General features: G+C 47.3%; 20 protein-coding genes and 1 pseudogene. 10 read left to right on the top strand and 11 right to left on the bottom strand.

The genetic code is table 11. The features are described from left to right. A partial coding sequence (locus B5D58_RS12760; protein ID WP_143779567.1) for an integrase core domain-containing protein occupies nt 1-273 on the top strand: 273 nt, incomplete at its 5' end. A gap of 56 nt (nt 274-329) precedes the next feature. On the opposite strand, the gene B5D58_RS12755 is transcribed toward B5D58_RS12760, so the two are convergent. Beyond that, nucleotides 330-590: a Txe/YoeB family addiction module toxin gene (locus B5D58_RS12755; protein WP_011111929.1), complete on the bottom strand. Its 261-nt coding sequence runs from the start codon at nt 588-590 to the stop codon at nt 330-332. Then, entirely contained in the window at nt 590-832 is a 243-nt protein-coding gene (locus tag B5D58_RS12750) for a type II toxin-antitoxin system Phd/YefM family antitoxin (protein ID WP_041356748.1), read from the bottom strand. Before B5D58_RS12750 ends, B5D58_RS12755 begins: the two co-directional genes overlap by 1 nt. 317 nt (nt 833-1,149) lie before the next feature. On the opposite strand from B5D58_RS12750, the gene B5D58_RS12745 reads away from it, so the two are divergent. Next, the gene (locus B5D58_RS12745; protein WP_041357169.1) at nt 1,150-1,416 is read left to right on the top strand and encodes a YlcI/YnfO family protein; all 267 of its coding nucleotides are present in this window, start codon (nt 1,150-1,152) and stop codon (nt 1,414-1,416) included. Next, on the top strand, nt 1,413-1,712 hold the full coding sequence (locus B5D58_RS12740; RefSeq protein WP_011111930.1) for a type II toxin-antitoxin system RelE/ParE family toxin: 300 nt from the start codon (nt 1,413-1,415) through the stop codon (nt 1,710-1,712). The genes B5D58_RS12745 and B5D58_RS12740 overlap by 4 nt, the downstream gene beginning before the upstream one ends. 161 nt (nt 1,713-1,873) lie before the next feature. Here the strand turns inward: B5D58_RS12740 and B5D58_RS12735 are convergent, their stop codons facing one another. From B5D58_RS12735 to B5D58_RS12710, 6 genes and pseudogenes are all read right to left on the bottom strand, one after another. Beyond that, nucleotides 1,874-2,089: a helix-turn-helix domain-containing protein gene (locus tag B5D58_RS12735; RefSeq protein WP_011111931.1), complete on the bottom strand. Its 216-nt coding sequence runs from the start codon at nt 2,087-2,089 to the stop codon at nt 1,874-1,876. Between the two features lie 59 nt (nt 2,090-2,148). Then, on the bottom strand, nt 2,149-2,247 hold the full coding sequence (locus tag B5D58_RS14495; RefSeq protein ID WP_198407841.1) for a type II toxin-antitoxin system RelE/ParE family toxin: 99 nt from the start codon (nt 2,245-2,247) through the stop codon (nt 2,149-2,151). Continuing rightward, nucleotides 2,219-2,440, bottom strand: a complete 222-nt coding sequence (locus tag B5D58_RS12725; RefSeq protein ID WP_041356749.1) for a DUF2442 domain-containing protein — start codon at nt 2,438-2,440, stop codon at nt 2,219-2,221. The genes B5D58_RS14495 and B5D58_RS12725 overlap by 29 nt, the downstream gene beginning before the upstream one ends. Before the next feature lie 5 nt (nt 2,441-2,445). Next, nucleotides 2,446-2,607 (bottom strand): annotated as a pseudogene (locus B5D58_RS14490) (DUF4160 domain-containing protein); the annotation flags it as partial. Nucleotides 2,608-2,708: 101 nt separating this feature from the next. Next, on the bottom strand, nt 2,709-3,029 hold the full coding sequence (locus B5D58_RS12715; protein ID WP_011111932.1) for an addiction module antidote protein: 321 nt from the start codon (nt 3,027-3,029) through the stop codon (nt 2,709-2,711). Continuing rightward, on the bottom strand, nt 3,022-3,330 hold the full coding sequence (locus B5D58_RS12710; protein WP_041357171.1) for a type II toxin-antitoxin system RelE/ParE family toxin: 309 nt from the start codon (nt 3,328-3,330) through the stop codon (nt 3,022-3,024). The genes B5D58_RS12715 and B5D58_RS12710 overlap by 8 nt, the downstream gene beginning before the upstream one ends. A gap of 578 nt (nt 3,331-3,908) precedes the next feature. On the opposite strand from B5D58_RS12710, the gene B5D58_RS12700 reads away from it, so the two are divergent. Then, complete coding sequence (locus B5D58_RS12700) at nt 3,909-4,220, top strand: HigA family addiction module antitoxin (RefSeq protein WP_198407843.1); 312 nt, start codon at nt 3,909-3,911, stop codon at nt 4,218-4,220. 74 nt (nt 4,221-4,294) lie between these two features. On the opposite strand, the gene B5D58_RS12695 is transcribed toward B5D58_RS12700, so the two are convergent. Beyond that, nucleotides 4,295-4,876, bottom strand: a complete 582-nt coding sequence (locus B5D58_RS12695) for an RloB family protein (RefSeq protein WP_041356750.1) — start codon at nt 4,874-4,876, stop codon at nt 4,295-4,297. A 32-nt stretch (nt 4,877-4,908) separates the two neighbouring features. After that, nucleotides 4,909-6,222: an AAA family ATPase gene (locus tag B5D58_RS12690; protein ID WP_011111936.1), complete on the bottom strand. Its 1,314-nt coding sequence runs from the start codon at nt 6,220-6,222 to the stop codon at nt 4,909-4,911. A 281-nt stretch (nt 6,223-6,503) separates the two neighbouring features. Here B5D58_RS12690 and B5D58_RS12685 point away from each other — a divergent pair, with 281 nt between their 5' ends. The 5 genes from B5D58_RS12685 (at nt 6,504) to B5D58_RS12660 (ending at nt 9,694) form a co-directional block, all read left to right on the top strand. Next, on the top strand, nt 6,504-6,779 hold the full coding sequence (locus B5D58_RS12685; protein ID WP_011111937.1) for a hypothetical protein: 276 nt from the start codon (nt 6,504-6,506) through the stop codon (nt 6,777-6,779). Continuing rightward, nucleotides 6,772-6,972 carry a hypothetical protein gene (locus B5D58_RS12680; protein WP_041356752.1) on the top strand — a complete coding sequence of 67 codons (201 nt, stop codon included), beginning with the start codon at nt 6,772-6,774 and terminating at the stop codon, nt 6,970-6,972. The genes B5D58_RS12685 and B5D58_RS12680 overlap by 8 nt, the downstream gene beginning before the upstream one ends. Before the next feature lie 294 nt (nt 6,973-7,266). Next, entirely contained in the window at nt 7,267-7,905 is a 639-nt protein-coding gene (darT, locus tag B5D58_RS12675) for a type II toxin-antitoxin system toxin DNA ADP-ribosyl transferase DarT (protein ID WP_041356753.1), read from the top strand. Nucleotides 7,906-7,918: 13 nt separating this feature from the next. Continuing rightward, complete coding sequence (gene darG / locus B5D58_RS12670) at nt 7,919-8,977, top strand: type II toxin-antitoxin system antitoxin DNA ADP-ribosyl glycohydrolase DarG (protein ID WP_011111939.1); 1,059 nt, start codon at nt 7,919-7,921, stop codon at nt 8,975-8,977. A 387-nt stretch (nt 8,978-9,364) separates the two neighbouring features. After that, on the top strand, nt 9,365-9,694 hold the full coding sequence (locus tag B5D58_RS12660) for a HigA family addiction module antitoxin (RefSeq protein WP_041356755.1): 330 nt from the start codon (nt 9,365-9,367) through the stop codon (nt 9,692-9,694). Between the two features lie 152 nt (nt 9,695-9,846). On the opposite strand, the gene B5D58_RS12655 is transcribed toward B5D58_RS12660, so the two are convergent. Continuing rightward, on the bottom strand, nt 9,847-10,068 hold the full coding sequence (locus tag B5D58_RS12655; RefSeq protein ID WP_041356756.1) for a hypothetical protein: 222 nt from the start codon (nt 10,066-10,068) through the stop codon (nt 9,847-9,849). A 165-nt stretch (nt 10,069-10,233) separates the two neighbouring features. Here B5D58_RS12655 and B5D58_RS12650 point away from each other — a divergent pair. After that, nucleotides 10,234-10,414: helix-turn-helix domain-containing protein (locus B5D58_RS12650; RefSeq protein WP_143779594.1), on the top strand; the 181-nt coding region annotated here is incomplete at its 3' end.

The raw sequence follows: 10,414 nt of genomic DNA, 5'->3' as shown, positions 1-10,414 counted from the left end.
GAACATTCCAAAACGAAAGCCAATCATCCGCAGACCAACGGTATTTGCGAACGCTTTCACAAAACCATCTTGCAGGAGTTCTACCAGGTGACATTCCGGCGCAAGATTTACCAGTCCATTGAAGAGTTACAACACGATCTGGATGATTGGATGGCGTACTACAACAGTGTGCGGACTCACCAGGGAAAAATGTGCTGTGGACGCACCCCGATGCAAACTTTAATTGACGCTAAGGAGATATGGGACGATAAAATTACCGAATTGAATAACTGAATCTGATCTAACAGGCACTCGTCAAATCGGGTAACTGTCAGATCAGATCTCAACTACTACACATAATGAGTCCACATACGCAAAACCTTTACTATCCTCTCCCGCTCCAACACCTGATACACGAGCCTGTGCTGGATGTTGATACGGCGTGAACAGGCTCCAGCCAAATCACCAACCAGCTTTTCATAGGGGGGTGGGGTTTGGTACGGATTATTCCTCACAACCGCTAACAACTCCTCTGCCTTATCTTTAAGCCCAGACGATGCCAGCTTTTTTGCATCCTTTTGCGCTTGATGGGTATATCGCAGCTCCCACATTACCAATCCAATTCCCTACTGCACTCATCCACATCAGTTTTCATACCCTCCATAATGGATTCGCGCATTCCCGGGATAGAAACCAAGTAAAGCGTCTCGTTGATAGCGTTCCAGTCTTCCTCCGATAAAAGCACCGCACTTGACCTTTTTCCCTTAATCACAATAGGCTGGTGTGTTTCTGCGGCCTCATCAATTAAGGCGTACAACCTCGCTCTTGCTTCTGTTGCGTTTAGTATTGCCATATAAATACACCTCCGATTTCATCGTACGTTAATACGTACGTATCGTCAACCACACCACAGCTCACAATAACGTTGTAGCCACCAAGGCAAGCGACTGCTCGGGCATGCCTTATCAACCAAAGATACTTTTATATCATCTACCGTTGGAGGTAATCGGTTGCCTGAGGCAGGCCCGATTGAGAAGCACCGCCTGATCGGCGGAATCGCAACTGTCCAACTTCTGGGGGTCAGTTCAAACCCGGGGCGATTCAGTCATTGCGTTTGAGGAGAGAACGACGTATATTGCATCGCATATGCAACTCATACTTGGTAACGCTATGAAATCATCAACCATTCCGTCACTACGAGTCACACCGGAGTTCCGCCGTGACGCAGAAAGCGTGTTGCGTGAGGGAGAATCTCTAAGTGCTTTTGTTGAAGAGTCTCTGCGGCAACATATCGAACGTCGGCGAACCCAACAAGAATTCATAGCGCGTGGCCTGACAGCGCGGGAGGCGGCCAAATCCTCCGGGCAGTATGCATCCAAAGCAGAGGTAATGAGTTCTTTGCACTCCATACTGGATGAACAGAGAAGCAAAGAGTGAGCTTTCATGTCCGTTTCACCCTGGAGGCAAAGGCGGATATCGAGCGGTTGTACAGATTTCTTGCTGAACACGACTTTGATGTCGCCGAAAGAACGCTAGAGACCATTGACAGCGCTTGGTCACTACTTGAACAGTTCCCGTTTTCCTGTCGAAAAATTGACGATGCGAACCCGTTTCTTCGTGAGTTTATTATTTCATTTGGAAATTCTGGCTACGTGGTCTTATTCGAAATCGAAGATAGCAACACAGTTACTGTGCTGGCAGTGCGTCACCAATTAGAGGATGACTATTATTGAATTGCCCCGGGTTTTGAGGAGGCTGCAGGCCTGACGTGGTTTAATGAAACTGGATAGCCCAGTTTCATTAAACCACGTCAGGATCTAATGTCAGATCAAATCTGAACTACTACACTTTACTCACTTGACTCCGGCCGGCTAACGGGCGCTCCCTGTTTTCTTTAAGCCGCATCTTTAATGTTTATTTCCACTTTCAAACCGATACTCGTAATCATATCTATCAGTGATTCAAGAGAAAACAGATCAATTTTTCCTCTCATCAAATCAGAAACGCGAGGTTGAGTTACCCCGAGTAATTCCGCTGCTTTAAATTGCGTAAGCCCGCTATTTCTCAAGTGTTCTTGCAGAACTATTAACAATTGAGAACGCATCTTCATACTTGCGGCCTACTGTGGCGTATCCTCGATCGCATCTCACACACTTTCAAATTTTTTGCTCATTTAAGCTTCCTCACTAATTCCTTGTATCTGGATTTGGCTAAGTCAATATTTGATTTTGCTGTTTTCTCAGTCTTCTTTTTGAAGCAGTGAAGCACAAAAAATGAAGTGCGCAGATTGCGCGTTATGGTAACTATTCGCCTGTTGAAAATAGGCAGGATTTTTCAGTTTGGAGAAAAATTCCAAATTCATATATGGTTTCACGTCAAATTCGCCGCAAGCCCCATTATCCATTTCAACCCAAAGTACACCATTGGAGAGTGGCTTAACAGCACAACGCTTTTTAAACATCTCGTTTACTCCAGGGAACGAATACGCTGCGGTGGGATACCTTGCACCGCCAAACGCCACACAGCCATTAGCGCATCTCGGTGGATTTCAAACCAAGCCTGAACCAATTTCATCTTGCCAGAAGGCAGGTTACCTGCCGGCACTTGATCATCGGAGATTGCCACAACGGCAGAATACTCTGGAACTCCACATGAAAATGCGGCATATCGTGCTGCTTGTTGTCATAGTGTTCTAGTCAAGTAATCTGGATACACTATTAAGCGCTTTTTCAAACTCGTGTGCTAACTACTTCTTTAGGAATTGCTTTTAAATTAATATTTAGCGCGTGCAGCACTTTAAATACTGTTTCAAATTGAGGTTTTGAGCCTGCACGAAAGGCTTTATAAAGACTTTCCCGACCAAGACCCGTATCCTTAGCCAACTGAGTTATGCCACGTGCTTTTGCAATGTAACCAATAGCGCGTAGTAATTCATTGCTATCACCTTCAGCCAGCACTTGGGTTAAATATTCGGCAATATCCTCGTCATCACGTAAGTAATCCGACACATCAAATTCAGCAATTTCATTTAAAGGTGTTTTTTTACTCATAGCTGTTTTCTCCTAAATCATTAGCCAATTGAATGGCTTTCTGAATATCTTTGCTCTGTGTTGATTTGTCACCACCTCCAAGCATCAAAATAATGGTGCCGCCTTGCTGGATGTAATACATGCGCCAACCAGAACCAAAAAACTCACGCATCTCAAACACGCCCTCACCCACAGACTTAACATCGCCTAGCAAGCCTTGCCTGGCTTTATCTAAGCGACGAATTAGGCGGATTCTTGTGGGGCGGTCCTTCAAACCGTCCAACCACTTATCAAACTCATCTAATCTTTTGACAATATACATGGTTTTGTATCCTAATGAATACACCATGGGAAATAATATCCTGATCAGCGACGAACGTCAGCAAGATTTATCTGATGAGTTTATTGCAGCATAAAAGTCATGGCTGTTAAATGATACAAGGAGATAGCGATAATGGCGGTAACGGTAGGTGTCAAAATACCTTCCATCAGATGCTTCAGTTAAAAACAGCTGCTGCCCATCTCGGGTTCGGAAAAAAACAGGGGCAGGCCACAGTTTCCCGCCTTTATCTGTTTAATCCTGCCCCTGCCAGAATTAACGATCAATCCAGGATTGAGAGAATCGCTTCAGCCGCAAGGGCAGCGCCGTTCATCGGAATCAGGCATCTACTATCCACATGAGTACGCGTCAGTTGCAGCAGCTTTCTGACAGCAATTTCCCGCTCACTTTCACTTTTGCAATCGGAAACAGCAACAGGGGCATACCCAGCTACCAAATGTGCGCATCGGTACTGATCATCCAGCGTTGTACTGGTATTTGGCGCCAATAACGCTGGTATCTGTGCCTGAACAACCTCGCAGCACGTGTTATATCTTGAAGATTACCACCAAGAGATGACTATGAACGCTAACATTGAAATTCGCTTGAAAAGCCCTGCTCATCCCGGCGACTTTATCAAACATGAAATTATTGAACCGTTAGCGCTGTCTGTAAGCAACGCAGCCGAAGTACTGGGCGTTTCACGAGCGGCGCTTTCAGCATTGCTGAATGAGCGTGCACTCCTGCCGCCAGAAATGGCATTACGCATCGAGAAATGCTTTTGGCGTATCAATGGATACGCTGATGCGAATGCAAAACAGTTACGATATCGCACAAACACGCAAGCGCGCAGAGGAAATCAAAGTTGCGCCGTTCAGTGGAAAGCCAATTGAACCAAACTCAGTAGTCTAATTAACTCAAGTTTGTGACCCCACACCCAATTGCCCACTCCACCGTTGCGAAAAAGTTATTTGACAAACCCTTTACTGGATTTCAGGATATTTTCAATTAATCTGTAGATAGTTGTTTGTCCAAGCGTTCTTGGCCAGTCTTTGCAAGGGGGGTGATCACGCTTCTTGGCTCGGGAAATCGCATCGTTAATTTGTTCCTGACTGATCTTCCGCATATTGATTCCTTTGTCATAATCTTGAATCCAGCGCTTGAGTCGATCCGTACAGTCGTGGGAGGATTTGATTCCTACACCATCTTCAAAGTGCAGCAGCAGCCAATATTCGAACTTGGGGTTGCTGAGCGCGAAACCGTAATTTTCTTGCTGCAATGACCATTGGTAAAGTTGCGTCAGCTGCTCATCTGTCCATTGGTCTTTGTCTACTACCAGCCATGCTTCATCGTATGATTTGAGTTCCTTGTTTTTAAGGTGATCTGTCATCCTTTTCAATACCTGTGGCGGTGAGCTGTCATGTTTGCCTTTCAAATAGCTCACATGCACGATGGATGTTTCATCGGTGAAGATGCCAAAATAGATCGGCTCGGTTTTGACGCCTTCTGCCGCGATGAAAAAGAGCTTTTTATAGCGCCGTTCTCCCATCGGCCGCTTTAATTTCCGTCGCCGATCAGCCACTACTGTACCTCCTCAGTGGCTCGTGCCTCATCTCCTTCTGCAAAATTGCTGCTGAGTAAGATACGAGGTGTTCCACCAAGCCTGCCTTGTAGATAGCTTTTGCGGATGTCTTTGTCGTATCGCACATCTTTGAATTCGCTGAAAGATATCAGCGTGGATACGCCGGCAGGTTTGCGCTCAGCCACCCACATCTCGTCACGACGAAGCAACTGCTGATCCATCAGCATAACATCATGGGTAGTCAGCAGGAGCTGAGAACGGGTATTAGCGGAGCAGCTGGCCAGGTACGCCTCCAAGAGACGATGTGTCAATAGGGTGTGAAGACTTCGATCCACCTCATCGATAACAAATACCTTCTTCGAACCGAGTGCTGCAAGCTCCAGGAAAGCAGGCAGTAGATCAATTACGCGTTGTGATCCATCCGATTCTTGCCGGATCTCGAATTTGGCTTCCGTACCGTCTGCCTTGGGGTGGTAGGTCACCAATTTCTTGGCGACGAGCTCACCATTCTTGCGTGTGAAGACGAATCGCTCATTCTTGTCCGACATCAAGCGAATCGTCATTCCTTCCTTGACATCCTCCTGCAGCAGCATCTTCATCGGCTCGGGCAGGGGAATATTCTCGAAGGGAATCTCCTCTCCACCTAGATGTGCAATACCCGTATCAAGCTGCGGCAGCATCTCGTTCATCGTGGCATAGAGGGGATGGCCGTCATCGAGGAACTGTTCGAAAAGCTCGAAGCGCGAATCAGGGGCAACCAAGTCCAGCGAATCCTTGAACCAGTCATAGACAGGCTGAAAATTATCCACCTTCTGTGACACCGAGTTCGTCAGGAATAGTTGATTGTCACGCGTGCCCTTGAAAGCAAACTGCAAGAATTGATCCTTTTTCAGAGCTTCATTGAATTTGATCTGGCCACCAGAGCGCACATATAGCTCCCGTTCACTGGTACTTGTGACAACCACCAGTTTCTCGTCAACAATGGTTTTGCGATTTACTGAAAAAGAGAATTCATAGACCGTTTCATCAATTAACAGCTCAAAGGCAAAGCGAGAGGGTTTATCGATGCTAGTGTTGTCCAGACGAAAACCCTCAACGGGCAAGGGACTGCCAGGTTGTGTTCCCTTGACTACCAGCATCTTGGCGAAATTCAGTGCTTTGAAGAAATTGGTTTTACCAGAAGCATTGCCGCCATAAATGGCAGCAATCGGCAGGATTCGAATGTTGTATTTCCCAAGCTTGGGCAATCTGTCTCCATGCTGGCGTTCCCGACTGGCAATCATCGAAAATGTGACGGGATCACGGAAAGACATCCAGTTTTCGATAGAGAAGCTAATAATCACGATTTAATATGAAAAAGAGAAAATTGTGCTTAAAAATGAATATTATGCATAGAATATAAGATTTTGTCGTTACAAAAGAGAAATTATCTCTTTTTGCGCACCATCTAAAATGGTCCGACTGGTCTTAAGAATAAACCTGAAAAGGTTGCTTCTGTCTGTCGATAGCAACCTCCAGTGGGTTACGCCTGGTCAGCCTGGATGGCAGCGGTCTTGAGGTCGCAGACGAAGCCGCCAACCGAGAGGCGTTTGGCGTGCCGGGCACGCAACAAGGACGCACCGGCTACCCGCAACTTCGTTTCGTGGGGCTGCTGGAGAATGGCACGCATGTGCTGTTTGGAGTTGCCTTGGGTGGCTACCAGGATGCCGAGGTTCGTCTGGCGCACCAAACCATCGCGCATCTGAAACCCGGCATGCTGTGTCTGGCAGATCGAGGTTTGTCCGGTTATCCATTGTGGGCAGCGGCGAGCCGTACAAGGCGCGCAGTTGCTTTGGCGCATCCCCAGGAATCGCCAACTGCCTATGCGTGAGCGGCTGTCGGATGGCTCTTACCTGTCCGAGATTGAACCCGCGCCACTCACACGCAAAAAGTTGGGTGGCCAAGATGCGCCACCCGATGGATTGAGCTTCAAACACTCGCTTACTCTCATGCGCCGCAAACTCCCCGCCAGCGGTGCCATTCCCCCCAGAGCAGTTCCCGAAGTGGTGGCAGAAATTGCTTGAGGCTACAGCGTCGGGCACACTGACCAGCCCGAAGGGGCGATCCAACCCACGATTGATCAAACGCCGAACCAGGCAATACCTGCCTCGCAAGGGGTGTTAACCACTCAATTTGTGCCATGATTGGTCACCGGTTATCGTAAAGTGAACAGCATTGGGTCTGTTCCCTATTTTCCTTGCTGAACGATGACGATTTAACTCACCTTCTTCCACTTGCGTTTTCACCATGCGCACGGTAGCTTGTTCCCACGAAAAATACTCATCTGTATTAAAGCAAGAATAAATCCGGATCTTGTGATGAATGGAATACCCTTATGCCCAAAGCTCTATCATATCGTCCATGTTGATCGCCTATCTTCTATATTGAAAGATGGCTTCCTGTGGTGCGATGTACATATGGCGCAACATATACCTGTTGGAACTACTATTGGCATGAACAACATTAAGCAACGACGTCTCCAAAATTGTCTCAATAGTTATCCTGATTTACATGTTGGTGACTGTGTGCCATTCTATTTCTGCCCGCGTTCTGTGATGCTCTATTTAATTTATCGCCAAAATACAGAGCTGGACTATAAAGGAGGTCAAGGACCTATTATTCACCTTGAGGCAGATTTGAATGCTGTTACTACATGGGCTAAGACACAATCAGCGAGATGGGTTTTTACGCTTACGAACGCAGGATCGTTCTACTTTGAAGATCGAAACGATCTGACGTGTCTGAAAGAAGTCAACTGGACTGCCGTGCATGCTCTTAACTGGAAGGAGCATAAAGAAGGAAAACAAGCAGAGTTTCTTATAGAACAATGCTTTCCCTGGAATTTGGTCGAACGTATTGGTGTCCAATCAGAAGTTATTTACAACCACGTTGTTAACGCTCTTCCAGTCAACGGACACCGGCCCAAGGTAGAAATCAAGCCGGAATGGTATTACTGAAGAGAGGACAGTAATGATTGAATATACATCTGGAGATATCCTTCGTTGTGAAGCCGATGCACTGGTAAACACTGTCAATTGCGTCGGAGTAATGGGACGAGGTATCGCTTTACAGTTCAAGAATATGTACCCGGCTAACTTTAAGGCCTATGAAGCGGCCTGTAAGCGCGAGGAGGTACAACCCGGGCGTATGTTCGTTTTTGAAACGAAACAGCTTACACCGCCACGCCTTATCATAAATTTCCCCACCAAACGCCACTGGCGCGGCAAGAGCCGGATCGAAGATATTGAAGCAGGTCTTGTAGATCTGGTTAATGTCATCCGCGATAAAAACATCCGTTCTATTGCCATCCCACCCTTGGGAGCAGGTTTAGGGGGATTGGATTGGAAAGAAGTGCGCCCGCGTATCGAGCACGCGCTTGGTGAATTAGAGGGTGTGCAAGTGATCGTGTATGAACCTAACGGTGCACCCGCCAGCGACAAAATGGCCCATGTGCGAGAGGTACCCAAAATGACATCTGGGCGTGCTGCTTTGGTAGAACTTATGCAGCGTTACCTCAGTGGCTTGCTTGATCCCTTCGTCACCCTGCTGGAAGTCCACAAGCTGATGTACTTCATGCAAGAAGCCGGTGAGCCGCTGCGCCTTGATTACATCAAACATCACTATGGCCCCTACGCAAAGAATCTGCGTCATGTATTGAATGCAATTGAAGGCCACTTGATCGCTGGTTACGCTGACGGTGGTGACGCACCCGATAAACCCCTATCCCTTGTTCCCGGGGCAGTGGCCGAAGCTAAGAGTTTTCTCGATCAGCACGAGATCAGCCGTGCCCGTTTCGAGCGCGTAACGCGCTTGGTTGAAGGCTTTGAGTCCCCATATGGTCTGGAGCTGCTGGCTACGGTGCACTGGGTGATACATCGCGAAGGCGCTACACAAAGCGACAGTGTGAAGCGCCAAATCTATCAGTGGAATGACCGTAAGCGGCAGTTTACGCAGCGCCAGCTTGTTATTGCTGAGGAGCGGTTACGTTCTCAGGGATGGCTGTCACCTGAAACTACTTTTACTTACTGATAATTTTTGCTGTAAAAAAGAAAAAACAGGGGCAGGCCACAGTTTCCCGCCTTTATCTGTTTAAATCCTGCCCTTTCCAGAATTAACAATCAATCCAGGATTGAAAAAATTGCTTCAGCCGCAAGGGCAGCGCCGTTCATCGGAATCAGGCATCTGCTATCCACATGAGTACGCGTCAGTTGCAGCAGCTTTCTGACAGCAATTTCCCGCTCACTTTCACTTTTGCAATCGGAAACAGCAACAGGGGCATACCCAGCTACCAAATGTGCGCGGCGGTACTGATCATCCAGCTTTGTACTGGTATTTGGCGCCAATAACGCTGGTATCTGTGCCTGAACGACCTCGCAGCACGTGTTATATCTTGAAGATTACCACCAAGAGATGACTATGAACGCTAACATTGAAGTCCGCTTGAAAAGCCCTGCTCATCCCGGCGGATTTATCAAACATGAAATTATTGAACCGTTAGCGCTGTCTGTAAGCAACGCAGCCGAAGTACTGGGCGTTTCACGAGCGGCACTTTCAGCATTGCTGAATGAGCGTGCACACCTGCCGCCAGAAATGGCATTACGCATCGAGAAAGCTTTTGGCGTGTCAATGGATACGCTGATGCGAATGCAAAACAGTTACGATATCGCACAAACACGCAAGCGCGCAGAGGAAATCAAAGTTGCGCCGTTCAGTGGGAAACCAATTGAATCGAACTCAGTAGTCTGATTAACTCAAGTTTGTGGCCCCACACCAAACCGTCCACTCCGCCGTTGCGAGGAGGTTCTACTAACGGTAATCCAGCGCTATTGCAACAACAAAACAAACTGTTAATTCAGACAAACAGATACTCTTCATCGCCAATAGAACAAATCCGATAATCAATCCAGGATTGAGAGAATCGCTTCAGCCGCAAGGACAGCGCCATTCATCGGGATCAGGCATCTGCGATCCACATGAGTACGCGTCAGTTGCAGCAGTTTTCTGACAGCAATTTCCCGCTCACTTTCACTTTTGCACTCGGAAACAGCAACAGGCGCATACTCGGACACCAAATGCGCACGTCGGTACTGATCATCCAGCTTTGTACTGGTATTTGGCACCAATAATGCTGGTATCTGTGCCTGAACGATCTCGCAGCAGGTGTTATAACCTGTAGTAGTTCAGATTTGATCTGACAGCAGGTCTTGCCAAGAGGTGGGATTACCCGGTTTGATAGAGGTGCGAATCTTTATCAACCAAACGCGAAAGCGTAAAGGAGTAATCCCATGAGCAGTGTTCATCATAAAATCATTAAACACAAGATTGGCTTGCTTAATCTGGCAGCTGAGCTTGGCAATGTATCCCGTGCCTGTAAGGTGATGGGTTTTTCTCGCGATACTTTCTATCGCTATCAGGCAGCTGTGGAAACAGGAGGTGTTGAAGCTCTGATAGATGCAAACCGACGTA

This window comes from Nitrosomonas europaea, assembly GCF_900167395.1.
Classification (GTDB): domain Bacteria; phylum Pseudomonadota; class Gammaproteobacteria; order Burkholderiales; family Nitrosomonadaceae; genus Nitrosomonas; species Nitrosomonas europaea.
The sequence above is the reverse complement of the archived record's forward strand: the minus strand, read 5'-3'. Positions and strand labels throughout refer to the sequence as shown.